This is a genomic window from Veillonella sp. 3627 (assembly GCF_003992195.1).
Lineage (GTDB): Bacteria > Bacillota > Negativicutes > Veillonellales > Veillonellaceae > F0422.
In genome coordinates this window covers 68,309-95,032 of sequence record NZ_RQVG01000007.1, presented here as the reverse complement: position 1 = coordinate 95,032, position 26,724 = coordinate 68,309, and the positions used below count along the sequence as shown (strand labels likewise).

Sequence of the window (26,724 nt, the reverse complement as noted above, 5' to 3'; positions counted from 1 at the left end):
AAGTGTTGCAGGTTGTACATATCGATTCGATTATACTCGAAAGGGTGGGAGAGAATTTGGTTTTGATTATAAACGAAATCCATAGAAGAGTCATCAACGTGAGTTGGGCTCATCTCTTCCTATTATGGGAGGAGGTGATACTATGACGAAATATGAAACAATCAGCTTGATCATTTCTATTTTATCATTAGTAGTTAACATTATTGCTTTATATAAATAATGAAAACGCCTAACGTAAAGAGGTATCTCACCACCTCAACACGTTAGGCAAATCACATTTCACTACTTTTGAGATGAGCCTAACGCCACCACACGTTGAAGGCTCTTCTTGTTTGTAAGTCAAGTATACCATAGTTACTTACAGAATACAAATCCGCCCCTCCCCGACAAAACGACGTCGTTCCGACTAGATTTTTGGTGGGGAATTTGCCTAATTCGAAATATATCAAAAGAGCACGGTGTGCCCCGAATAAACATCATGAAATGCCGTTTGTGAGGAGCATGCCGTGCTCTTATATGTATAAGGGTTAATCCCACCAAAGATTAGGAGGAACAGCTAGTGCATTCATCCATTTCTAAGGATTGGTTACGGATATAGTAAATTGTCTTAATGCCTTGTTTATAGGCTTCCACATATAAATCAAGAATTTCTTTTGCTTTCATTTGCGGCGTAATGTACAAATTGAAAGACTGTGCTTGGTCGATGTGGCGTTGGCGGATACCGCAAGCCTTGATAGACCATTGTTGATCAATCGTGTGGGCTTCTTTGTAGAACCACATGGTTTCGTTGCTCAAATCAGGTGCTGTTTTAGGTGTAAAGCTACCTTTTTTCTCTTCAATGAAGAATTTTTTGAAGATAGGATCGATACCAGCTGTGGTATTAGCAATGTTGGATGTACTGCCTGTTGGAGCGATAGCCATTAAGTAACCGTTACGGATACCGTATTTTGCCACATCTGCTCGCAGTTGTTGCCATCTTTCAGAGGTGTAACCACGGCGTTCAAAATATTCTCCCGTTTCCCATTGCGAACCTTTGAAAGCAGGGTAAGCACCTTTTTCTTTCGCCAATTCCATGGATGCCTTGATGGCAGCGTAGGCAATATTTTCAAACAATGTATCAGCCACAGCCAAATGCTCATCGCTTTCCCATTGTACTTTATGTTTCACCAAGTAGTGGTGGTAACCGCTAGTGCCTAAGCCGATAGCGCGATATTTTTCACTAGTTACGCGTGTTTCAGGCACAGGGAATTGGTTGATAGTAATAACGTTGTCTAACATACGGACTTGTAAGGCGATATTTTCTTCCAATTCTTCATCAGAGGTTTGACCTAGGTTGATAGAGTTCAAGTTACAGGTTACCATGTCACCTGCTTTTGTGCGAGTCACGATGGATCCATCGTCTTGGATAATTTCTTCATCTAAATCGGTGAAACCAACGTTTTGTGCGATTTCATGGCACAAGTTGGACGCATAAATCATACCTGCATGCTTATTAGGGTTCGCACGGTTCGTCGTATCTCGGAAGAAAATGAAAGGTGTACCAGTTTCTACAGCAGAACGCATGATTTTTTTCATCATATCCAAAGCACTTACTTCGATGCCGTGTAAATCTGGGCTAGCTTCACAAGCTAAATATTTTTCTGTGAACGCTTTATTCGTATCGTCATCGTAATAGTCTTCTAATTGGAAGCCCATTACACGAGATACTTCATGTGGGTCGAATAAAGTGAAGTGTTCACGGTTGATAACACGTTCCATGAAAATATCTGGTACAGATAGAGCAGGGAAGATGTCGTGCGCTTTACGACGGTCATCACCATTGTTCGTACGAAGTTCAACAAATTCGTAGAAGTCTTTATGCCACACGTCAAGTGTTACCGTAGCGCCACCTTTACGTTTACCTAGTTGGTCTACCGCAACAGCTGTGTCATTGTACAAACGAATCCAAGGGATAACACCGCCAGAAGAATTTTTATAGCCACGAATGTCGGAGTTCAAGGCACGTACTTTACCAAGATAAATACCAAGAGCGCCACCATGTTTAGACACACGGGAGAATTTTGCGTTCACATCGTAAATGGACCATAGATTATCTTCTACACCAGAAATAAAGCAAGAGCTTAGTTGATGGAATGGTGTGCCTGCATTAGCCAATGTTGGAGTAGCAGTAGTCATCTTTAACTCGCTCATTAAGTCATAGAATTTTTTCGCGTAGTGTACCTTTTTGTCGCCTTCAATGACAGCTAGGTGCATAGCGATAGCCATGAAACGTTCTTGAGGAAGTTCGTAAATTTCTTTGTTGAAGCCTTTCACTAAATAGCGATCTGCTAATAGTTTAATACCTTCATAGTTAAATAAGTAGTCACGTTTTGGCTTGATATAGTCGCCAAGTTCTTCTAATTCAGCTTCTGTATATTGTGTTAAGAAAAAGTCTGCATAACGACCAGCAGCGACTAAGGTTTTTACTAAATCAGTGAAGTTGCCATAACCAAAGGCTTTGTATTTGCGGTTGATAGCAGCTTCTTTGTATAAATCGAATAAGTATAGACGAGCAGCCACGAATTGCCAATCTTGGTTCATGCGGTTTACCATGTTGCCAAAACCATCATCTACCTTTTGGATAACTTTCTCGATGGCAGTTTGAACAAGAGTTTGTTGAATCTGTTTCGTAGTCATGCCGTCCACGAACTGCAATTTACAGTCCATTTCAAGCTCGATAGGGTCACAAGAGTCTAAGCCTAAACAAGCGAAGGCAACCATTTTCTTCGTTTTTTCTACCGACAATGGCTCATAATGGCCATCCCGTTTCTTGATCATAATGCTCATGAGAGTCTCCTTTTTCTGACGATGTAGTTTTTGTACCTGTTGTAAAAATTATCCACATATATTGAATATATGTGAAAGCATATCCGGTTAACATAATGTATTAGGCCTTGACCATAAAAGGCCTCCCATTTACGAATCGCAAATGAGAGTGCATAGATATGTTTTCACACGGACTCAATATCAATATATTGTATAGAGATAAAGTGCTTTGGCACAACATCTTCTAAAATTATACTATATCAGTCATTTTTTCACAACGCCCTCAGCATGTCAAAAATGCATACCATAATGAGGAAAAGATACTTTACAAAATACAGAGGATGAAAAATTTCGTCGTTTTTGTATAAGATAGTTTGTAGTGAGTACTTTTAGAAAAAGAAAATGGAAAAAAATAGATATGACTTGTAGTCGAGGTGTGATAAAAATCAATATATTGTAATATGAGTTTTAGTAATTTTAATAATGCAAAATAAATATATAAAAGAAAGAAAATAAATTATGAGAAAAACTATCACATAATTAAAATGAGTAATTTTAGAAATAGTAAGAGGAAATTATTTCTAAAGAAACTTTTAATAATGACAAAAAATTATATAACCTAAAAAATTGTGTAATAACAAGATAGTTGGGGGAAAAGATAAAAGTACACTGTATAAGTATAAATTGAATGAGAATTACCTTGAAAATAGTATATTGTTATATACTTACTTAAAACCTATGAAAAACGTTATCAAAACGGCTTAATCCCTTGTAAAAAGGGGGTTTTTAGGGGCTGTTGTGACAATTGTAACACTTTGGAATACCGTATATAATAAGGCTATAGATTGATGCATATATCAGTCATATATGCAGTTAAACATAGTTCCTTATTTTAAGAACAGTATGTAAGAGGTATAGTTCAAAATAAGACAAGTGTTTTTGAGGAGGTACGTATGGAACAATATGATGTTCTCGTAGTAGGTAGTGGTGGAGCAGGCCAACGAGCTGCTTTAGAAGCTGCACGACGTGATGGTTTACGTGTAGCATTGATCACAAAAATTTTCCCAACACGTTCTGCCACAGCAATGGCACAAGGTGGTGTTAATGCGGCGTTAAATAACGTAGCAAAAGAAGACTCCACAGAAGTTCATACATTCGATACTGTAAAAGGTTCTGACTATCTTGGCGACCAAGATGCTATCGAATTCTTCTGTCAACGTTGCCCAGAAGGCGTATTAGAAATGGATTTCATGGGAACTCCTTTCTCTCGTACAGACGAAGGCAAAATCGCACAACGTAACTTTGGTGGACAATCCTATCCACGTACATGCTACAGTGCGGATAAAACTGGTCACGTAATTCTTCATACAACATATGAACAATGTCTTAAAGAAGGCGTACATTTCTTACAAGAATGGTACCTATTAGATATCGTTGTAAAAGACGGTAAAGCTGGTGGTGCTATTATCTGGAATATGAAAAAAGGTAAAGTAGAAATTATCAAAGCTAAATCCATCGTATTATCCACTGGTGGTGCTGGCCGTGTATTCTGGACTCGTACAACTAACCCATTCCTTTCTACTGGTGACGGCATGGCAGTAGCTTTCCGCGCTGGTGTAGGCTTAAAAGATATGGAAATGATCCAATTCCATCCAACTGGTCTTGGTAAAACTGGTATCTTGATGTCCGAAGCTGTTCGTGGTGAAGGCGGATACTTGTTAAACGTTGAGGGCGAACGTTTCATGAAAAAATACGCTCCTAACAAAATGGAATTAGCGTCTCGTGACGTTGTAGCAAAAGCAATCGAAGATGAAATCGCAGCTGGTCGTGGTTTCAATGGTTCTGGCCTTGATGCATACGTAGTAGCTGACCTTCGTCACTTAGGACCTGAAGTTATCATCGAAAAACTTCATGGTATCCGTGACTTGGCTCTTTGCTTTGAACATTGCGATCCTTTAACAGATCCAGTGCCAATTCGTCCTACTTGCCATTACATCATGGGCGGTATCGACGTAGTTGACTACAAAACTTGTGCAACAGAAATCCCTGGTATCTTCGCATCTGGTGAAGCATCTTGTATCTCTATCCATGGTGCTAACCGTTTAGGTGGTAACTCCTTAGCTGACGGCGTTGTATTTGGTAAAGTATCTGGTGCAGGTGCTGCTGATTATGCACAAGCTAGTGCATTTGCAGATTGCGATGCTGAATTGAAAGCAAAAGCTGATGAGTGGGAAGCTAAATTCGTTGAAGTTACATCCCGTACATCTGGTCGTCCAGTAGCTGAAATTCGTGATGAATTAGCTGTGGCTATGTGGAATAAAGTAGGTATCTTCCGTAACGAAGCAGGTATCACAGAAGCTCTTGAAGTGATCGATCGTTTGACAGAAGAATATGAAACTTGCTATGTAGGTGACTCTAACCGTACTTACAATATGGCATTCGTAAACTACGTAGAAATCAAATCTATGTTGACAGTTGCGAAAGCTATCGCTTTGGGCGCTTTACACCGTAAAGAATCTCGTGGTGCTCACGTTCGTGAAGAATTCCCTAAACGTGATGATTCCCAATACTTAAAACACGCTATTTGGAAACTTGGCGAAAATGGCGAATACGTAATGTCCGAACGCGATGTAGTGTTCACTAAATATGAACCACAAGAAAGGAAGTACTAAGATGAGACAAATTACTTATCATATCCACCGCTTTAACGAAGGCCGCGCGTATGTACAGTCTTATACTTTCGATTATGAAGCAGACCGTACTATCCTTTGGGGCTTACAAAAAATTAAAGATACATTAGATCCAACATTAACTTTCGTAGCAGCTTGCCGTTCCGCAGTATGTGGCGCTTGCTCCGTGAAAGTTAACGGTCAAGCAATGCTTGGTTGTGAAGCTAAAATCGACGAAATTACAGAACGTTTTGGTTCTGATGAAATCACAGTAGCACCAATCGGTAACTTTGATGTCATCCGTGACTTAGTAGTTGACTGGGAAGCAAAAGTTAGCCGCTTGAAAGAAGTAGCTCCTTGGATCTTCGTAAAACCAGAATTCACTACTAAAACTGGTACTCGTCAAACAGCTGCAGACTTCAAAAAATTCGTTATGAATACAGAATGTATCCTTTGCGGATGCTGTGCTTCCGAATGTAACAAATTGTCTGCTAACCGTGAAGATTTCTTGGATCCATATGTATATACAAAAGCTAACCGCTTTGTAATGGATTCCCGTGATGTGTCTCCAATGGCGCATACTACACCAGCTTTCAATCATGGCTTGTGGAAATGTGTACATTGCATGAACTGTATCACTCGTTGTCCTAAACATTTGAAACCAGAAAAAGATATTTCCAACCTTCGCCGTGTAGCGACAGAAGCTGGCTTGTCCAACAAAGGTACTCGTCATGCTATCGCGTTCAAACAAGACTTGTTAAAAACTGGTCGTCTAAACGAAGTAACAATGAGCTTGAAAACAGACGGATTATTAGATTCTGCAAAACAAGGTCTATACGCTCTTCGTTTATGGAAACATGGCAAAATCAATCCATTTGAATTGGTAGTTCCTCATAAACCAGTAAATGGTATTGAAGGTGTTCGTACAATCGGTCGTGCAGTAGAGGAGGCTGGAAAATAATGAAATACGGATTTTTCCCAGGTTGCGTATTAGAAGGCGCATCTAAAGAAGACTACTTAGCAACCGTTGCAGTAGCGAAAAAATTAGGTATCGAAATCCAAGAATTAGACGGATGGACTTGCTGCGGCGCATCCCATGTTCAAGATATCGATCCATTATTGACTCTTTCCACTAACGCTCGTAACATCGCGTTGGCTGAAAAAGAAGGTCTAGATATTCTTACAGTTTGTAACACTTGTACGTTAATGCTTCGTGAAGCTAAAAAAGAGCTTGATGAGCATGAAGTAACTCGTCAAAAAGTAAACAACATTCTTGGCGAAGCAGGTATGAACTACAAAGGTACTAGCGAAGTAACACATTTCTTGTGGGTGCTTATCCGCGAATATGGTTTAGATAATTTGAAAGCAAAAGTGACTCGCCCATTGACTGGCCTTCGCGTTGCTGAATATTATGGTTGCCATATCCTTCGTCCAGAAGAAGAAATGGGCTTCGAAGATATGCAAATCCCAACAAGCTTGGCAGATTTAATTACAGCATTAGGTGCGACTCCAATCGATTTCTCCCGTAAATTAGATTGCTGTGGTTTCCATGCAGTATATCCTGCACATGATTCTGTAATGCAAATGACTGGTTCTATCAATGCTGATGCGCAAAAAGAAGGTGCTGATTGTGTCGTAACACCATGCCCACTTTGCCAAATGCAATTGGATATGTTCCAAAAAGAAGCAAAAGCAACTGTTCCAATGAATGGTGATATGCCTATCATCCACATGAGCCAATTAATTGGCCTTGCATTGGGTTGTACTCCAGCAGAAATGGGTATGACAGATCGTCACTTGGCAAGCACTGCTTCCTTGAACCGTTTCTTATAATCAGAAATACAATCGTATTACACAAACTTACAACAGGTTGTCCCTCGGGGCAACCTGTTTTTTATGTGCTCATGGAAGCCTTATATTGTAATTGTACATGTCTAACTGTGGCTTATAGGACAAAATGAGTTGGTTTTAATAGAGGTGATCCTAGTTAAATACTAGCTTTGTTGCATGTTAAAGTTGTTTTAAAAACGTTGAGGTCGGATATAATGAGATGCATTTCCTAGTGGTAAACCAAGTCAAATACAGAGTATATTGTGTAGTAATCTTTTTAAAATATAGTAAATTACTATAACTATTGTAAGATTGATATACCGAACATATATATTGAAAATATAGAACAAATATGCTACTATACTAGTATAAAGGAGGGATAGTATGGCAGTGTATATGTGTTTAGATTTGAAGAGTTTTTATGCTTCTGTGGAGTGTGCAGATTTGGGGGTAGATCCCTTTACGACCCCATTAGTTGTAGCCGATGCATCACGTGGGCTAGGAGCAATTACACTAGCTATTTCTCCGGCATTAAAGCAATTAGGCGTCAAGAATCGATGTCGGTTGTTTGAGATTCCCTCTACCATTGAGTATATGGCGGTAAGGCCTAGGATGCGACGATATATGGAAGTATCTGCCTCTATTTATGGTGTTTTATTGGACTATGTGGCACCAGAAGATATTCATGTGTACTCTATTGACGAGTATTTTATTGATGTGACTCCCTATAGCCGATTGTATAAGAAAACATGGTGGGAACTAGCATTGCTCTTCAAATATAAGGTATTAGAACAGACTCATATTCATGCTACAGTTGGATTAGGAACTAATTTATTTTTAGCTAAGGTAGCTCTCGATGTGTTGGCCAAGCATGCGCCACAGGGAATTGGTGTTCTTAATGAGAAGCTATTTGAAGAAAAAATATGGCATCATCAACCGATTACAGATATTTGGCAAATCGGAAGGGGAATCGCAAGTCGGTTGCATAAGTATGGCGTAGTGGATTTACATGGTATTACGACTGTGCCTGAGGAACGCTGGTATAAGGAATTTGGGATTAATGCGGAGCTGCTCATTGACCATGCTTGGGGGCGTGAGACATGCACTATGAAAGAGATTCATATGTACCGACCAGCGAAACACTCTCTGTCGAGAGGGCAAATTCTGCTGAGGAATTATTCCTACGAGGAGTGTTTTGTGCCTCTTCGGGAGATGGTGGAATCTTTATTGTTGGAACTGATTGCAGAGAAAGCACTGACAAAATATATTTCCTTAGGGGTGCGGTATGCAGATAAAAAGGTGAAAGGTACCGGTGGATCACGACGATTATCGAAGTATACGTGCTCCTTAGAGGTACTTTCACAGGCAGTATTGGAACTGTATAAAAAAACTACTCACCCTCATCAAGAGATTCGGCAGTTATCGGTGGGATTTGATGATTTGGTTAGTCGTGAGGCGGTACCTTGGGAAGAAGATTTGTTTTCTACGTCTCAGGATAGAGAAGAAAAAGCATACCAAGTGGAGCGGACTGTATTGTCGATTAAGGAAAAGTTTGGCGGTAATTCCATACTTCGTGCTAGCAGTTTGCAAGAAGAGGGGACCATGCAGTTTCGTAACACCTTGGTGGGAGGGCATAATGCAACATAAACGACCGAAGATGACATTGTTACAGAGGGCTAAACAATTTATGCCCTTTGCTGCATTGAAAGGATTTCAAGAGTTATTGGAGGAAACTGCACGATATAAAGAGAATCGTAAAGAACTTTCAGAGGAGCAATTGGAAGTATTGGATACACAGTGTAAGGGGCTAGTGATAGGGGACGTAGTTAGTGTAGTCTATTACAATGGACGAGTTTATGATACGGTGCAAGGGCGATTACAACAGATTGATACAGTGTATCGAACGATGACGGTAGGAGATGTGCTTGTACCTATGTCTCATATTATGCGGGTTACCATCATCGGTTGAGTATTGACCATTTTTGTAAATCATGTAGAATGGTACATATAAGCTATGTGCTAGATATGCGAGCCATAGCGAACACATGAGAACAGGATGGACATAATGAAACAAAAACGATATAGAACCTATGGGTGGTGGGCTATAGGATTGAGTCTAATCTTGGCTTTGCTAGGGTTAGGCTGGAATATGTATGTGAAATATACAACGCCGGTGACGAAATATGTGGTAGAAGCAGGCGATTTTGAATTGCAAATCCCTAAGTTAGGCACAACTAGTACAACTATCTCTTTAGCTTGGAATCCAGTAAATGATGAACGATTGGTGGGATATGATATTTACGTTAATCAAGAAAAAGTGAAAGAAATTCGTCCTAGTGCAAAGGACGTATCTATCATTCCTAGAATAGAGTTGAAGGGACTAGAATCTGATACAGTATACTTAGTGCAAGTAAAAGCTGTAGATGATACGGGCTCTACCTTGTTTGATTCTTCCAAGATACCAGTCAAAACATTACCTCAAGAACCGCGTTTAGAGGCTACCGCCTATGGCGCAGTAGGAGATGGAATCACGGACAATACGTTAGCGTTACAAAAAGCGATACGTGATACCCCAGCGGGAGGTATCTTACATATTAGTAAAGGTGTATATCTCACAGGAACGCTATTCTTGCACAGTTATATGACCTTAGAATTAGATGAGGATGCTGTACTGATGGCGGTTAATAATAGCTCTGCCTTTGTGAAACCTAATTATGTGGTGACAGGAGGTACGCCATATTTAGGACTTTTACAGTTAGAAGGCGATGAGCAAGGACCTATCGAAAACGTTGTCATTCGTGGTGGTACTATTGATGGATATGGATGGAAAGAAGACCTTTTACAAGAGGAGAATACACCTGAAGCGGATGCAGTGACGCAAGATGTGCTTGATCATACTGGTTTATTAAGTAAGTCGGAAGTACAAGCTGCTATGCGTAGAGGGGCTAGTTATGAAAAAGGTAATTCTACACGGTCTTCTTTAGTGGTTATCCATCATGGTAAGGATATTTTTCTGAAAAATACGGTGTTAAGAAATGCATCAGCTCATATGGTGGAGGCTACACAAGTGGATCAACTAAGCATCCAAGAGGTGCGTATGGAAGGTAGGCACAGTGGTGATGGCTTACATTGGGATGGTGTAGGGTTACTGACACAGAATCTTGTGATGGAACGTATGCAACAAGGGATTGTGGTATTAGCAGGACACCCTGTAGGATCCAGTGTAACGGAGCAGTGGAATGCGTACAATTTACAGATTCATCATAGTCGTGTAGGCATTGTCTTTACTAATACAGGAAATACTTGGATTCAACATATGTATTTACAAGGATTGACTATGGAAGATGTACTACTCGCTATGCGTGTTCGTGAGACTACAACCATAGGAGGCGGCATTCGTGATATTGTGGTACGAGATACTCAACTGCGAGGGATTGCACAACAAATAGATATAGGAAACAGACGAAATAGTCCTACAGAATGGATTCATACTACTGTAGAGCCCCTAAATTAACAAATAATAAAGGAGAGTTGATGTATCAACTCTCCTTTGCTATAAGTATTTTATCTCTTGAGATTAGATTTGTTTTTGTAATGGATTGTAGAATAATCCCTGTGTTTTTTTGCGGCGCTTATTAGGTACGTAGACTTGTAAAAACTTAGGCAATACTTCTAAGTCTACTGGTGCATCAGGTCCGATATCGCCATCCATATTGGTGGACGCATCCATGGTGTCACACACTTCGATGCGAGCTTGTTTGACTTTTAATATGGTTACATATTTTGAATTATAAATAGAACCACTTAGAATGAGTGGCAAGATGAAGAATAGGTTCATGATGAAGTATTCTTTGAAAATAATAATCCGCATATACCCATCATCTACGGAAGCAGTAGGCATAAAATGTTCAAAGCTAGATACCACATTGGTCAATAAGGCGATGACCAATGGGGACATAAATTCTTGGGTCCCTTCTTCGGTAGTGATGCGGAACTTATAATCCTTGGTTGTAAATAAAGCTTGTCCACCTTTGGCAAAGTAGGCTAAGGGGCCCAGTAATTGTTTTTCTTTTGGCGTGACAGAGGCTACAACCTCAGGGATGACTCCAATGGCGATATTGTTGCAAAAAAACGAATCGTTACAACGACCTACATCGACATGGCGGATGGTACTATTTTTTAAGCCGTGAATAGCTTCTAATGGTTGTAAGGGGATGCCCAGAGCACGGCTCATATCGTTGACAGTGCCAAGGGGAATGAAACCGAATTTGGAGCGACAGCCAGCTTTCACAATACCATTGACAGTTTCATTGATGGTGCCATCACCGCCCATACAAAAGATAGCATCGAACCCTTCGTTGGAGGCTTCGATGGCGAAGCGGGTGGCGTCGCCGGATTGTCGGGTAAATTTTACTTCTAAGCGATCAAAGAGCGCGCTTAGTTGCCATTGTAGTTCCATTACGTATCGGCGAGCCCGACCGCCACCTGATACAGGGTTTATAATAATTAGACAACGACTCATGGTTGATTCCTATGTTAAACATAAATATAGTAGTTATTACTATTATAGCATAGGAAATTTAATTGTGGGAAAGGGTTGTTTCTGTAGATTTCATTGATTTTTAGGACCTACTTCACGTATAATGAAAGAAATGTGTTACGTATGCCAGACTAGGTGAAAATATAGAAAAGTAACATCCTGGAGGGGGATTTGATGGATAAGACGGAAGAGTATCGTTTGCATAGTATTGACTCAATTGGGCGACTGCCGTTGAGTGAGCAAGTATATATGTCGCTAAAGCAAGCCATTTTAACGGGTTCTTTAAAGCCAAAAATGAAATTAAGTGAAGTGCGTATTGCAGAGCAATTAAATGTGAGTGCCACACCGGTACGTGAAGCATTTCGTAAATTAGCGAAAGATAATTTGGTGGTTATCAAGCCATGGAAAGGTGTGACGGTAAAAGGTTATTCTCCAGAAGAGATTGTAGCCATGTATCAATGTCGTGAAGTAATGGAAGGCTTGGGTGCTAGACTTTGTGCAGAACGATGCACAGAGGAGCAACTAGTAGAGTTACAAGAAGTGTGTGATGCAGGGATTCACACGGAAGATCCAGAAGAACGGGTGGCTATTAATAGTCGCTTTCATACGTTAATTGCAGAATTTTCTGGAAATGATCGTGTAGCAGATTATCTAGCAGATTTTCGGGAAATGGTCAATCGCGATATGTACATCAGTACATCAGATAAAACTCGAACAATCTCTTGTGACCTAGAACATCAACAAATTATGGAAGCTATCCATGATCGCAATGGACAGCTGGCAGAAGAACGAATGCGAGCTCATGTACGGAATGCGTTTGTATTTAAAAAGGCTCATGCAGAGTTATTGGCAAAACAGAAAGAGAAGTAAATATCCTATTGAAAGAATATTAATAGGCTATAATATAAATATTTTATAATGTTATATGTAAAAAATATATAAAAAAGCTTTAAATTTATGGTTCATGTGTTTACTTTTAAAGTATCATTTGCTATAATAACTCAGGCAAAGGGTTCACACTACCTTTGCTAGATAAAGATCTCTCTCTTTATCTACCTAACTTACAATAGGGAAGGGTTTATCTTATACCTTCCCAGGTAAAAGACCCTACTTTTACCGAAGGGGCGCCCCCCATTGCCCCAACAAAACATTTGAAGCTATTTCAAATGTTCTCTCTCTTTTTTCTCAAATACAAAGACCTCGGCTGTATTCTCTTGGCCGAGGTTTTTGTATTTTTTTGCTTATAGGGAATGTCTATATATAGAGAGTATTATATATGTTTAGAAAATAGATGTATAAATAGTCTTTAAGTGGCGCAAAAATAGTTTATAAATATAGGGAATATGATTGATGAAAAACGGTAAAAATGCTATTATTAAAGATGAACTTTGAGAGATTGATGTGTATCGAAAACACTTAATAAATAACAGTCTTTCTGTGGTCCTATATTACAATCCTAAGGAGGGTGAATCTCTTGCAAAAACGTAAAGATTTTATCTGGAAAATGGGCGGTCAGCAAGGTGAAGGTATTGAAAGCTGTGGCGAAATTTTAGCTACGATTCTTGCCAAAGAAGGTTATTCCTTGTACAGCCAACGTTTGTTTGCATCTCGTATCAAAGGTGGTCATACAACATTTGCATTACGTATCGCATTAGAACAAATTATGACAGTAGGCGAGCATATCGATTTCTTGGTAGCGCTTGACCAAGAAACTGTAGATATGCACGGTAAAGAAGTACGTGAAGGTGGCTTTATCATTTGCGATAGCAAAGTAAATCCTAATTTTGAAGCTTTCACAGGCACAGGTGTGACTTGTTTGGCCTTGCCAATTTCTGAAACGGCATTACAACAAGGTTCCTTGTTGATGCGTAACATCGTAGCATTGGGGATGTCTGTTGCCTTATTAGGCTTTGAAACAGAATTATTCTTAACAGCCATTAAAGCTCGCTTTGCGAAAAAATCCGAAGATATTATTAACAAAAACTTACAAGCATTCCAATTGGGTTATGATCTTGTAAAAGAACAATTGGGTGATGTAGAAGTAGATACATTGGACAAACCAACACCAAAAGATCAAATGTTCTTACTTGGTAATGAAGCCTTAGCATTAGGTGCGATTGCAGCGGGATCCCGTTTTATGGCGTCCTACCCAATTACACCGGCTTCTGAAGTAATGGAATACATGATTAAGAAAATGGATAAAGTTGGTTCTACTGTGGTACAAACAGAAGATGAGATTGCGGCATGTATGATGGCTATGGGTGGTGTATACGCTGGTGTTCGTGGCTTTACATGTACATCTGGCCCTGGCTTGAGCTTGATGGCGGAGTCTTTATCCATGGCATCTATGGCTGAATTGCCAATGCTTATCATCGATGTACAACGTTCTGGCCCATCTACAGGCATGGCTACAAAAGTAGAAACATCCGATATCGATGCAGCTTGCTACAATGCGCATGGCGATTATTCCAATATCGTTATCGCACCTACAAGCATTGAAGAATGTTTCTACGAAATTCAACATGCCTTCAACTTGGCAGAACAATACCAATGTCCAGTTATTTTCATGCCTGATTTACAACAAGGCTTGAATAAACAATCTGTACCAACATTTGATTTGAACCGTGTTGGTATTGAACGTGGTAATTTAATGAAAGAAGAAGAATTGCCAGCATTGGAAAATCCTAAGTATTTCAAACGTTTTGAAATTACTGAAAGTGGTATTTCCCCTCGTACTATCCCAGGTATGAAAAATGGTCTATTCTTGTCTACTGGTCTAGAGCATAACGAAGAAGGTAAACCAGCAGAAGCACCTTCTATGCACGTGGCACAAACAGATAAACGTTTCCGTAAATTATCTACAGTAGCAGATGTATATGAACCATTCTTAAACAATGCAAAACATGAGGAAGCAGATGTTCTTGTCATCGGTATTAACTCTAGCCGTGGTGCTATTGAAGAAGCTGTGGTGGAATTAGAGGCAGAAGGCCATAAAGTGAACCATTTACAACTTCGCTTGATTAAACCATTCCCGAAAGAACAATTGCTACCATTCTATAACAGTGCTAAAAAAGTTGTGATCTGCGAACAAAATGCTACAGGTCAATTGACTAACTTATTCCGCATCAACATGCCGAATAAAGAAAAACTTTCTAGTTGCTTAAAATATGATGGTAATCCATTTACAACATCTTATGTAAAAGCGGCAATTAAGGAGGTTTTATAATGGCTACAGCAAATGAATATAGAAATGATATCCGCCCTAACTGGTGTCCAGGTTGTGGTCATTATGGGGTACAAGCAGCCATCGCTGATGCAGTAGCTGCTCTTGATATTGCGCCTGAAAAATTGGCTGTTATCTCTGGTATCGGTTGTTCTAGCCGTATCGGTGGTTACTTCTATGCCTATGGTGCGCATACTACACATGGTCGTGCACTTCCTTATGCACAAGGTGTGAAATTAGCGAATGAAGATATGAACGTTGTGGTTTGTGGTGGTGACGGTGATGCCTTCGCTATCGGTATGGGTCATACGATTCATGCTTTCAAACGTAATGTAAATATTACCTATGTGGTTATGGATAACCATGTATATGGTTTGACAAAAGGCCAAACATCTCCTCGTTCTGATGTGGGATTTGTGACAAAAACATCTCCTCATGGTTCTTTTGAAAGTCCGTTGCCAATCTGTGAAACAGCTATCGCTTCTGGTGCTACTTTCGTGGCACAAAGCTACATGGTAAATCGTGCACAATTGGTGGATTTAATTAAACAAGGTATGCAACATGAAGGATTCTCTTTCATTAACGTGTTCAGCCCTTGCGTAACGTACAATAAACAAAATGGCTATGATTACTTTAAAGATAATCTAGTAAACTTGCCAGAAGGTTACGATCCAACAAACCGTGCACAAGCATTCGCTACATTAGGTGAAACAAATGGACTTGTAACAGGCTTGATTTATCAAGATACAACAAAACCATCCTTTGAACAAGCATTATATGCTGCTAATGGTGGTCCACATGCTCGTGCATTAGTGCATGATGTAGTGAAACCAGATGCAGAGATGTTTGCAGCTCTTTGCAACGAGTTTAAGTAGAAACGACATATCTCATTTGAGGATATGAAATGTGGCGAAAAGCCGTACAACTTCAGAAATTGTGGGAAAAGCCGCGTCACTTCTAAAAACTGCCCTACGCGAAAGTTTTTAGTAAGTAACGCGGCTTTTCTTCGTGAATATTTTGGTAAAGTGATTCAGCTTTTGGCATTATCGTATTGTATGGCGAGATATGTTGTTTCTACTGGGGGAACTCGAGGGGGAAGAAAAAGCCGCAGCGCTTCTGAAAACTGCTCTGCGCGAAAGTTTTCAGTAAGCACTACGGCTTTTCTTGGTGGATATTTTGGTGGAGTAATGTAGATTGTTATAATGCGTACATGTATTTTTGTTGTGTTAGTTATTATTTCTGTAAATGGTTAGACAGGAGATTTAAGGGTAACTAGCCTAGTATGGAGGATGCTCTCTAAAAAAGTAGAAACCCCACAGATGCCACTGTGGGGTTTTTTTGTTTCGATGGAAACACTCAACCTATATGTCTATAGTATAGCATAAGTCAAGAAGGCTGTCATATACATGTTAAACTTCTTTTTGAGGTATATGTACAATATATGCCGAAGGTTTAGATTAGTATAGCCTATAAGGTTAGTTGCTTTCAAAACCTCAATTGTATTGTTATAATGAGAGTATATTGAAACGAGGAGTGATAATTAGATGAAATCTGTTTTATATACGATGATGATAGCGGCGTTTTTGAATCCCTTTGTATCGAGCTCTCTTACGATGTCTTTTCCAGATATGATGCAAGAGTTTGGGGCTACTACGAATGATATGGCATGGGTGGTGGAATCTTTTTTACTGTGCTGTACGGTGGCGGTGATTCCTGCTGGTAAGCTAGCGGACATCTATGGAAAGCGCAAGTTGTTTTATATAGGTAGTATTGTATTTACGATGATATCTGGGTTTATGTGCTTTGTTGACTCAGTAGAGATGCTGACGGTGTATCGAGCCTTGCAAGGGATTGCCTTAGGGGTTGTATATACTACGTCTATGTCTATTTTAACTTTATCAGTACCATTAGAACGGCGCGGTTATGCATTTGGTATGATCGGAGGTATGGTCTATTTGGGATTATCCTTGGGGCCGGCCGTAGGTGGATTTCTAAATTATTATTATGGTTGGCGCAGTATTTTTGTGTTTACTACCTTACTAGGTGTTGTAGCAAATGTGATGGCTTTTCGCTCTTTGCATGAAGAATGGGTACATACACCAGATAGTAGTATTTCTACGAGAAGTTTACTTTTATACGCCTTGGGTATCAGTGCAGTGATGATTGGTATTACCGAATGGGTTCGATTTTGGTGGAGTGCCTATGCTGTGGGAGCTGGTATACTAGCATTATGCCTATTAGGTTATGTAGAGTGGAATAGTAAAGATCCACTTATACCAGTTAGAATGTTCTTGTCTAATATAGTATTTACGATGTCCAGTATAGCTGCGATGATGAACTTTAGTGCCACCTTTGGCGTAGGCTTTGTATTATCTTTATTTTTACAAATGATTATGGGATTTGATTCTCGTATGACCGGACTGATTTTGTGCATACAAACCGGAATTATGGTGTTCTTGGCACCTCGTATGGGCGCACTGTCTGACCGATATAATCCAGCGGTATTTGCTCGGTGGGGCATGGTACTCATCGGTGTAGGTTTGCTAGCTATGGCGTATGGCACTTTCACTGAAAGCATGACAATCATTATGGTGAGCTTAGCTGTTGTTGGTATTGGAGTTAGTTGCTTTGCACCGCCGAATAATAATCTAATTATGAGTTCTGTACCGAAAGAGTACATCGGTTTTGCATCGTCTACCATTTCCACAGTGCGGCTATTGGGGCAGACGTTGAGTATGGCACTTATAGGGATTATTCTTGCGTATACAATAGAAGGAAGAACGGCGCTACAAATGATGGAGTATAACAGTACTATCGCATTAGTTGTGTTTGGTATTATTTGCTTGGTTGGGGCGATTCCTGCTGGATGGAATAAAAAGAGTATATAATGCAAATGTACTTGATTATGGTTTTTTATCATGAGATAACGAATAGTAGTGCGTAGAGATTGATTAGAACAGCCATGTTGTTTCTAAAAACTTTCACGTAGGGTAGTTTTTAGAAGTGATGTGGCTGTTCTTGCCATGTGCTAGTTTGATATAGTAAGAGAGTTGATAGAGTGGTTTCTGCTGCTAAGTGGTTGTTAACTATTAGTTAACAACCACTTTATACTTGTGGGATTACGAACTAATAGCTGACAGTTGGTCCTGATTTTTGTATAATGATAAAGTAATATGGAATACCCAAAAGGTATGAACAATGGATAATAAAATATTTCTATAAGGAAATGGATTAGATAAAGGAGTTATAGTATGATTAATCGCTACACTCGTGAAGAGATGGGACATATTTGGAGCGAACGCAATGAGTTCGATACGATGTTATTAGTTGAAATTTTGGCATCGGAAGCGCAGGCGGAATTGGGGATTATCCCAAAAGAAGCGGCCGTAGCGATTCGTGAGAAAGGGGACTTTCAAGTAGAACGGATTCGTGAGATTGAACGAGAAACGAATCATGACATCATTTCCTTTGTCACTGCTGTAGGCGAATACGTAGGACCTGAGTTTGCGAAATACATTCATCTTGGCTTAACGTCCACAGATGTAAAGGATACTGCATTAGGATACATGATGAAACAAGCTTGCGACTTGTTGTTAAAAGGCTTGCGTAATTTCCGTGAGGTCCTAGCTCGCCGTGCGGTAGAGTTCAAATATACGCCGATGATTGGCCGTACGCATGGTATTCATGGAGAGCCGATTACATTTGGCGTGAAGCTAGTGAACTGGATGTCCGAAATTGACCGTGATATTGCTCGTTTAGAACAGGCTCGTCAATCTGTAGCAGTAGGTAAACTGTCTGGTGCTGTAGGAACATACTCTAATATTGATCCATTTGTGGAACAATATGTATGTGAAAAATTGGGGTTAGAACCAGTGAAAGTAGCTACACAAGTAGTATCTCGTGACCGTCATGCAGAATTGTTGTCCATGATAGCTGTTATCGGCGGTACCTTGGATCGTATCGCTTTGGAAATTCGTCACTTACAGCGTACAGAAGTGCGTGAAGCAGAAGAGTATTTCAGTCCGAAACAAAAAGGGTCCTCTGCGATGCCTCATAAACGGAACCCTATTACTTGTGAAAGAATTTGTGGTCTAGCTCGTATCTTACGTGGTCATGCACAAGCAGCCTTTGAAGACCAAGCTTTATGGCATGAGCGCGATATTTCTCACAGCTCTGTAGAACGTGTGATTTTACCAGATGCGACAATTACATTAGATTATATGATTCATCTAGCTACCCGTACGGTAGATAAATTATTGGTATATCCTGAAAATATGATGAAAAACTTGAACTTAACAGGTGGTCTTGTATTTAGCCAAACGATTTTAACGCATTTGGTGGATAAAGGTGCTGTTCGTGATGAAGCCTATCGCTGGGTACAACGTCATGCTATGGCTCGTTGGTTAGAAGGTAAAGATTTCGCTACAGGATTGAAATCTGATCCAGAGATTGCAAAATACCTAAGTGCAGAAGAAATTGATGCTTGCTTTGATCCAACACCATTGTTACGTCATGTAGATACCATTATGGCTCGCTTTGGATTATAATAAGGGATGCGGGTATATAATTAGAATAGTAAAACTAAGCATTGACTTCAACATGTTGTCAAACAAAAAGGACGGTGGCTGCCGTCCTTTTTTTACGTTCTACTTTTTGTACTACCCAGTATCCTCTGTGGTAACAAGCAAACGCGTTCATAATGCACAAGCATTCTCAATCGATTACTATTTAATGACGAAGGATATTACTGTTGACTAAATATCATCGCAAATTTTATTCATGATGTTCTTTTGATGAGAAACGTAAAACTATAAAAAAAGAAACATAAGTGAGGTTACTTTGTTATACCTGAAATCAGTTATATATCATGCATCTCACTTATGTTTCTTTTTATTTTATTATAGTTATATTTTGTACAGTTCTTGTATAAAAGAAACTGAACATAGTATACCTTTATTCTACAGTGGTATCTTTTGTAATCACATAGTAGTCAATAGGGAATACTTTTACATTTTTTACTCGTTTTGTTGTTACTACAGTGGCACTTGGATAGTATAAGAAATAACCAGCGTTATCTTCTAGCAACACATTTTGAATATCCTTGACAATCGCTGTGCGTTCTTCTTCGTTAAATGTGGTTGTCATTTTATCAATTAACTCATCAACCTTCGGATTCGAATAGTCGCCACGATTGGATTTGGCACCACTTTTGAAAGCTAGGCTAAGGAACCAATATGGATCATTTGTGGACATTGTTACCCAGTTTGTTTCTCCCATATCAAAACCATTAGGAGCTAAAGTTAATAATTCATCAGGACCTTGTACACGTTTTAATTCGACTTCAACACCAGCTCGTTTTAAATCATCTTGAAGTTTTTCGTAAACGCTACTATCTTTACCAAAAAGAGCTAGCACTAAGTGTAATGGTTTGCCATCTTTCATGTAGGTATCACCTTGTTTTGTGTAACCAGCTTGTTTTAGTAATTTATCTGCTTTAGCTAAATCTTTATGTTGTTTATTTTTTAGCTCGTCAAAGCCTAGGTTGGCTGTTGGAGGGAATGGCGCACCTCCAGTAACGGCACCATTACCGATTACTTTTGCTAATGCATCATAATCGATCATATTTGCGATAGCTGCTCGTACGGTTGGATTTGATAATACATTGCCTTCACGGACATTCAACTGTAGCATATATGTGCGAACCCCTGCGGACTCAATGATGTTATAATCACCCTTTTCAAATAAACTTCGATTAGCACTATCTACCTTTTGGATCATATCTACATCTTTAGACTGTAGAGCCATAGCACGTTTATTATTATCTTCTAGATCTTTAACTGTTAAAGAATCTAAAGCAGGTGTTCCACCCCAGTATTCTTTGAACTGCGCCAACTGAATTTCTTCTTTTTTTGTATGTTTTACAATTTTGTAAGGACCAGTCAAAATTGGCGTATTATCCATATCTGTTGTACCTTGTACATCTACGATGACAAAAGCAGGCTCAGTTAAACTAGCTAGTAAATCAACATTTGGTTCTGTTGTTTTAATAATTAGATTTTGACCATCCACTGTAATAGAGTCTATCTTTACAGCTTCTTTGGAACGCTTGCTCTCGGCGATTGTACGTTCAATAGATGCTTTTACCGCCATAGGCGTCATCATAGAACCATTATGGAATTTTACGTTTTCACGAATATGGAATTTCCATGTTAAAGGATCCACCACTTCCCAGGAATCGGCTAACTGAGGTTCAAATTTCATATCTGAACTTACCGTTGCCAACGTTTCACCCGCACCGATTCGTGTCAATGTCCACGCATCCCATTCATGTGTAGGGTTCAATGTTTCACCAAACCAATATAAACCAAGATTCAAATGCTTGCCAGTTTTGCTTGATTCATTAGAACCACAGCCAGCAATTAAACCGATAGCAACAAACAGCGTCATTGCTAGTGCAACCCATTTTTTCATATATCCTCCTTATAAAAAACTTAATAATAACTATAGTATACTGTATTTCCCTATAAAAGACAATGATTCTCATAAAAATTAATGCATATTGGGAGTATATAATTTGCTAAATGCCTTTGTAATTATATATTTAATCATAATATCACGGATAAATTAAATTTTGATATTTACAAAGAAAGGCCCTATCCTATATACTTTAAGAGAAAATATATAAAGGAAAGGTGGATTGATATGGTACGAATATTATTATATAAATTGGCATCTATGGTAGGTGTATTATTGGCAGTCACATTGGGAACGTTTCTCTTAATGCAAATGTCTTCTGTAGATCCAGTGTCGGCACGGTTTTATCTGCAAGGTATGACGCCAGATCCTACTATAGTGGAACAAATTCGACAAGAGTTAGGCCTTAATGATCCATGGTATATACAATATGGTCGTTGGTTGTGGCAAATGTTACATGGAGATTTTGGGCAGTCTATCTTCCTGAATGTGCCCGTTGTAGATTTGTTGCAAAGTGCTTTGCCAAGGACCTTATCCTTGGTGGCAGTTTCCATTGGTTTAGGCAGTATCCTATCGATAGGTTTAGGAGGACTGGCAGCGCATTATAAAGATACTTGGGTCGATTATGTGGTGCGTATAGTATCCTTTTTAGCATTGGCAGTACCAGCATTTTGGGTAGGATTGTTGTTATTATATGCGCTAGCTGTGAAGATTCCTATTTTCTCTGTGACAAATACGAAGGGGTTAAGTGCTTACGTGTTGCCGAGTATTACCTTGGCGATTTGGTTTTGTGGCTTATACATTCGTCGTGTTCGCAATGCAGTGGTGCAGGCGTATGCATCGTTACCGGTGATAGGAGCAAAAACGATGGGTATACGTACCGCATATATCTATCGTGATTACATCATTCCTCAAGTGCGCCTTGTGCTGTTATCCATGTTAGGGATTACGACCGGCGCTATGTTGGGCGGTTCTGCAGTGATTGAAACGGTATTTTCTGTCAAAGGGATGGGCCAACTCATGGTACATGGTATTATTAGTCGTGATTATATTGTGATTCAAAGTTATATCGTATGGATTTCTCTAGTCTATGTGGTGGTCAATACATCAGTGGATATATGGATGTACTTACTTCATCCTGAAAGAAGATATGGAGGGCGCCCATGATTCGTTTATGGAAACAAGATAAGCTACTCTTAGGGGCCATTTTACTGACTATACTTTGGATGGGACTCTTTCTATTTGGTTCTCAGTTAGCTCCCTTTGACCCTAATGAAACAAATTTAGGGGCTAGATTACAAGATATAAGTGCAACGCATTTACTAGGCACGGACCAATTGGGGCGTGATGTACTTTCACGGATATTATGGGGCGGACAAGATTCGTTGTTCATAGCCATATCCATCATTGCCATTAGCAGTGTCATTGGCATTTGTATCGGTGGTTTGCTAAGTATGAGTCCTTGGTATATTGATGAATTGGGATCTCGTTGCATCGATATGATACTAGGGTTCCCTAGCATGATCGTGGCTATTGCCTGTATCGGTATATTGGGGCCGTCTGTGGAAAATATTATCATTTCACTGTGCCTAACTCGTTGGGCAGAATACGCAAAGATTACGCGGAACTTGGTGAATTTGGAAAAACAAGCACAATATGTGGTTGTAGCACGTATGTCTGGGGCGTCCTTGTGGCGCATTATCCGTCGCTACATGATTCCCAATCTTCGAGGGACTCTATTGTTGGTCATCATTCAACATATGGGGGACACGATTATTACGGTGGCAAGCTTTTCCTTGATCGGTATTGGCGTACAACCGCCTACACCAGAATGGGGTGCTATCTTGCTGAATGCTCGAGATTTCTTGCAAACAGCGCCTTGGTTGTTGATCTATCCAGGGTTAGCAATTTTTATCACTGTTGTGTTATTAAATTACATTAGTGATGCCTTACAAGATGGTAGGCATGTGTAAAGGGCGAAATAGTAGCCCCAATTTAATTCTTGTGTAATGACAAAGGATAGTACCATTGACTAATACAGATTTAGTAAGCGTAGACAATTTATCCGTCTCTTACGATGGAGTAAAGGTCGTGAAAGAGGTATCTTTCACGTTAAAACAGAATGAAATCTTTGCCATCATTGGTGAAAGTGGGTCCGGAAAATCTACTGTAGCGAAAGCTTTCTTAGGTTTGTTAGAACAGGCAGACCTAACGGGAGCCATCCACTATGGGGGAGATAATTTGCTCACTTATGGACCTAAGGAATGGCAAGATGTACGTGGTGTACATATAGCCATGATTTACCAAAATCCAGGTAATTATTTAAACCCATTCAAACGTATTGGAGAGCAGATGAAAGTAATCTTAGCCTCCCATGGAAAGGCCTACGATGAAGGCGATATTTTGAACCTGCTAGAGGCGGTTTCCTTACCACAAGGAAAGGCATTACTTGCGTCCTATCCATTTCAACTGAGTGGGGGCATGCAACAACGTGTGGCTATCGTTATGAGTTTACTCATACATCCGCAACTACTTATTGCAGATGAACCGACTAGCGCTCTTGATGTATTGGTGCAACAGGATATTGTGAAAGTCCTAGAAGAGGTGCAACAGCGGTTGCAGAATACGTTGCTGTTTATCACACACAATATTCAGATAGCCCGTAGATTGGCGGATCGCGTAGGCATTATGCATGAAGGTGTGTTAGTGGAAATCGGTAAGACCGAAGAGGTTTTATCGAATCCGCAACATGAATATACGAAGCTACTTTTACAGTCCTTGCAGGAGGTGAAAGTATGATACTAGAAGTTCAGGGCGTCAGCAAACTATATACCCGCAAAGGGGAAACGGTGCCAGCACTGCAAGATGTGAGTTTGTCCGTGCAAGAACGAGAGCGCATCGGAATAGCGGGGGGCAGTGGATCTGGTAAAAGTACCTTATTGCGATTGCTATCCTTGCAAGAAGAGCCAACTTCAGGGAACCTTTCTTTGTTTGGAAAATCTACCTCCCAATGGAAAGGAAATGAGAGAGAGCTCTATCGTTCCTTGCAAGTGATGTTCCAAAACTCCTTTCACAGCATTAGCCCTCGCATGGCAGTAGGTGAATTTATGCTAGAGCCTTGCGTGAATTTTGGGATAGGCACAAGACAAGAGGCGAAAGAGCGCTGTGAATGGTGGCTTTCAAAGGTGGGATTGGATACATCGGTGTGGAAGAAATACCGCCATGAATTGAGCGGAGGCCAGTTACAGCGATTGGTTTTAGCCCGCATGATGGCAGTTGGGTCTGAGCTTGTCTTATTTGATGAGCCGACGAGTGCCCTCGATGTGTGCAATCAAGCTCGGGTCATCGAACTGATTCAAGACGTTTACGAAGAGCAACCGTTTACCTATGTGTTTGTCAGCCATGACTTAGGCGTTTTGCAAGCGCTTACCGATCGGATTATAGTGATGAAAGAAGGTGCGATTGTAGAAACCTTGACATCAAAAGACTTGGGATTGGCAACACATCCGTATACAAAACAATTATTGGCAGCTAGCCGTGGGTAAATGGCTATCGTCTATACAGTAGCAAAGACCACAACATTTCCTTGGGAAAGTGTTGTGGTCTTTTTTTGATATAAATATTATCCTAGTGATAGCATGAATCATAAAAAAATAGTATAATTGTATTTTAGAATATACGATACAAGTGATATAGAAGATGATAGGGAGGAACGTATGAAAGAAATCAAAGATGTGTCGAAACTGACTTACACGCATGTACAAGGTGGTCAGTTTCGTTGGATAACGGTGAGTACCATCATGCTAGCTTTGGGAACGATTTTACATGCTGTATCCCCAAGTGTGGCAGGGGTCACACCGAACTGGACTATAGCTACTTATTGCGTAGCTATCAACTTAACGCGTCCAACCCTTAGACAAAGTTTAGGTATTGGTTTGGTAGCGGCCTTGATTAATGTATTCACGTCAAAATCGGCATTGCCATATGGTAACCTGATTAGTGAGCCTTTGGGGGCTTTCACTTGTGCTGTGTTAGTGCATTATATTTCTAATCTGAAAATTGGTAGGCTAAATGTAATGCCGATTTTAAGTGCTTTCATCAGTACTGTAGCATCTGGTGGAGCTTTTATTACTTGCTTATATCTCGTGTTAGGATTGCCTAGCAATGTGTATTGGAATGCTATGTGGCCATTGGTGTTGATGGTATCCCTTTGTAATGCGGTAGTGGCACCATTCTTGTACATTCCAGCGCAAAAATTATTGGCTCGTCAAACTGTGAAAGGGCAAGAATTGACGGATAGCAGTGATCACAGTGATTTACACATTGTACCGTCTGTGAAAGCACCGATTGTTATCGAGCATATGAGTTATCGCTATGGGAATCAAACGCAGTATGCCGTGAAAGATATTAACTTAGTGGTGAACGAAGGGGATTTCCTTGTCATTACAGGCCCAGCAGGCTGTGGTAAATCTACCATTTGCATGGCTATGGCAGGAGCTGTACCGAAGTTCTATGGTGGTACCATGGAAGGCATGGTATTCATCAATGGAAAAGCAGTGACGCAATTAGAAATTCCAGATGTAGCAGATGATATCGGTATCGTCTTAGCCGACTATGATACACAACTAGTGACCATGACGGTGGCAGAGGAAGTAGCCTTTGCCCTTGAAAATCGTGGTTATACAGCGGAGGCGATTCAAGAGCGTACAGCCATCGTATTAGAACAAGTAGGCTTAACTGGATTGGAAGACCGCAATGTGTACAGCTTGTCTGGAGGACAACGTCAACGGTTGGCCATTGCCTCTGTATTAGCGGTCAACCCATCCATTTTAGTCTTAGATGAACCGACTAGTTCTTTAGATCCAGAAGGCACAGAAGAGTTATATCGCTTAGTAGGTTCCTTGAATCGTGACCATGGTATTACCGTTGTGGTTATTGACCATGATTTACATGCTGTCTTACCATATGCAAATCGTATGGTATTAATCGATGGTGGGGAGCTAAAAATCGACAGCTCTGTAGAAAATGTATTGTCTTATATGTATGATACGAATACATACGTAGATGCATTGCCATCCTTATTTGTGACTTATAAATCCTTAGCAGCAAAAGGGATTGCTTTAGATACCCCATGGTTGTCTTTAGCATCTGCGAAGTCTAGTCTTATGAAAGGAGAACGCTAA

At 40.0% G+C, this 26,724-nt stretch carries 19 protein-coding genes; 16 read left to right on the top strand and 3 right to left on the bottom strand.

The features are described 5' to 3' along the window. Positions 1-543: 543 nt before the first annotated feature. Positions 544-2,826 (bottom strand): ribonucleoside-diphosphate reductase subunit alpha, encoded by a 2,283-nt coding sequence (locus EO114_RS04980; protein ID WP_127061870.1) that lies wholly within the window; start codon positions 2,824-2,826, stop codon positions 544-546. A 932-nt stretch (positions 2,827-3,758) separates the two neighbouring features. Between EO114_RS04980 and EO114_RS04975 the strand changes: the two genes are divergently transcribed. The 6 genes from EO114_RS04975 to EO114_RS04950 all read left to right on the top strand — a co-directional run bounded on the left by EO114_RS04975 (position 3,759) and on the right by EO114_RS04950 (position 10,818). Next, positions 3,759-5,477, top strand: coding sequence for an FAD-binding protein (locus EO114_RS04975; RefSeq protein ID WP_126940927.1), 1,719 nt, complete (start codon positions 3,759-3,761; stop codon positions 5,475-5,477). 1 nt (position 5,478) lies between these two features. After that, positions 5,479-6,435 (top strand): succinate dehydrogenase/fumarate reductase iron-sulfur subunit, encoded by a 957-nt coding sequence (locus tag EO114_RS04970; RefSeq protein ID WP_127061868.1) that lies wholly within the window; start codon positions 5,479-5,481, stop codon positions 6,433-6,435. Next, entirely contained in the window at positions 6,435-7,307 is an 873-nt protein-coding gene (locus EO114_RS04965) for a CoB--CoM heterodisulfide reductase iron-sulfur subunit B family protein (RefSeq protein WP_127061866.1), read from the top strand. The genes EO114_RS04970 and EO114_RS04965 overlap by 1 nt, the downstream gene beginning before the upstream one ends. A 381-nt stretch (positions 7,308-7,688) precedes the next feature. Continuing rightward, positions 7,689-8,951, top strand: coding sequence for a DNA repair protein (locus EO114_RS04960; protein ID WP_127061864.1), 1,263 nt, complete (start codon positions 7,689-7,691; stop codon positions 8,949-8,951). Beyond that, entirely contained in the window at positions 8,941-9,273 is a 333-nt protein-coding gene (locus tag EO114_RS04955; RefSeq protein ID WP_240629062.1) for a hypothetical protein, read from the top strand. Before EO114_RS04960 ends, EO114_RS04955 begins: the two co-directional genes overlap by 11 nt. A 96-nt stretch (positions 9,274-9,369) precedes the next feature. Beyond that, positions 9,370-10,818: a glycosyl hydrolase family 28-related protein gene (locus tag EO114_RS04950; RefSeq protein WP_164723769.1), complete on the top strand. Its 1,449-nt coding sequence runs from the start codon at positions 9,370-9,372 to the stop codon at positions 10,816-10,818. A gap of 63 nt (positions 10,819-10,881) precedes the next feature. On the opposite strand, the gene EO114_RS04945 is transcribed toward EO114_RS04950, so the two are convergent. Further along, on the bottom strand, positions 10,882-11,826 hold the full coding sequence (locus EO114_RS04945) for a diacylglycerol kinase family protein (RefSeq protein WP_126940931.1): 945 nt from the start codon (positions 11,824-11,826) through the stop codon (positions 10,882-10,884). Between the two features lie 192 nt (positions 11,827-12,018). Here EO114_RS04945 and EO114_RS04940 point away from each other — a divergent pair, with 192 nt between their 5' ends. The 5 genes from EO114_RS04940 to purB all read left to right on the top strand — a co-directional run bounded on the left by EO114_RS04940 (position 12,019) and on the right by purB (position 19,614). Next, positions 12,019-12,714, top strand: a complete 696-nt coding sequence (locus EO114_RS04940) for a GntR family transcriptional regulator (protein WP_009352927.1) — start codon at positions 12,019-12,021, stop codon at positions 12,712-12,714. A gap of 604 nt (positions 12,715-13,318) precedes the next feature. Continuing rightward, the gene (locus tag EO114_RS04935) at positions 13,319-15,070 is read left to right on the top strand and encodes a 2-oxoacid:acceptor oxidoreductase subunit alpha (RefSeq protein WP_009352980.1); all 1,752 of its coding nucleotides are present in this window, start codon (positions 13,319-13,321) and stop codon (positions 15,068-15,070) included. After that, positions 15,070-15,942, top strand: coding sequence for a 2-oxoacid:ferredoxin oxidoreductase subunit beta (locus EO114_RS04930; RefSeq protein WP_126940932.1), 873 nt, complete (start codon positions 15,070-15,072; stop codon positions 15,940-15,942). Before EO114_RS04935 ends, EO114_RS04930 begins: the two co-directional genes overlap by 1 nt. Before the next feature lie 669 nt (positions 15,943-16,611). Further along, on the top strand, positions 16,612-17,955 hold the full coding sequence (locus EO114_RS04925; RefSeq protein ID WP_127061860.1) for an MFS transporter: 1,344 nt from the start codon (positions 16,612-16,614) through the stop codon (positions 17,953-17,955). 363 nt (positions 17,956-18,318) lie between these two features. After that, on the top strand, positions 18,319-19,614 hold the full coding sequence (gene purB, locus EO114_RS04920; protein WP_009352931.1) for an adenylosuccinate lyase: 1,296 nt from the start codon (positions 18,319-18,321) through the stop codon (positions 19,612-19,614). A gap of 406 nt (positions 19,615-20,020) precedes the next feature. Here the strand turns inward: purB and EO114_RS04915 are convergent, their stop codons facing one another. Continuing rightward, positions 20,021-21,538 (bottom strand): ABC transporter substrate-binding protein, encoded by a 1,518-nt coding sequence (locus EO114_RS04915; protein ID WP_127061858.1) that lies wholly within the window; start codon positions 21,536-21,538, stop codon positions 20,021-20,023. 231 nt (positions 21,539-21,769) lie between these two features. On the opposite strand from EO114_RS04915, the gene EO114_RS04910 reads away from it, so the two are divergent. The 5 genes from EO114_RS04910 to EO114_RS04890 all read left to right on the top strand — a co-directional run bounded on the left by EO114_RS04910 (position 21,770) and on the right by EO114_RS04890 (position 26,724). Beyond that, on the top strand, positions 21,770-22,708 hold the full coding sequence (locus EO114_RS04910) for an ABC transporter permease (RefSeq protein ID WP_127061856.1): 939 nt from the start codon (positions 21,770-21,772) through the stop codon (positions 22,706-22,708). Further along, positions 22,705-23,514 (top strand): ABC transporter permease, encoded by an 810-nt coding sequence (locus EO114_RS04905; RefSeq protein WP_127061854.1) that lies wholly within the window; start codon positions 22,705-22,707, stop codon positions 23,512-23,514. The genes EO114_RS04910 and EO114_RS04905 overlap by 4 nt, the downstream gene beginning before the upstream one ends. Before the next feature lie 118 nt (positions 23,515-23,632). After that, positions 23,633-24,340, top strand: coding sequence for an ABC transporter ATP-binding protein (locus tag EO114_RS04900; RefSeq protein ID WP_240629061.1), 708 nt, complete (start codon positions 23,633-23,635; stop codon positions 24,338-24,340). Beyond that, positions 24,340-25,086 carry an ATP-binding cassette domain-containing protein gene (locus EO114_RS04895; protein ID WP_164723771.1) on the top strand — a complete coding sequence of 249 codons (747 nt, stop codon included), beginning with the start codon at positions 24,340-24,342 and terminating at the stop codon, positions 25,084-25,086. The genes EO114_RS04900 and EO114_RS04895 overlap by 1 nt, the downstream gene beginning before the upstream one ends. A gap of 171 nt (positions 25,087-25,257) precedes the next feature. Then, positions 25,258-26,724, top strand: coding sequence for an energy-coupling factor ABC transporter ATP-binding protein (locus tag EO114_RS04890; protein ID WP_126940935.1), 1,467 nt, complete (start codon positions 25,258-25,260; stop codon positions 26,722-26,724).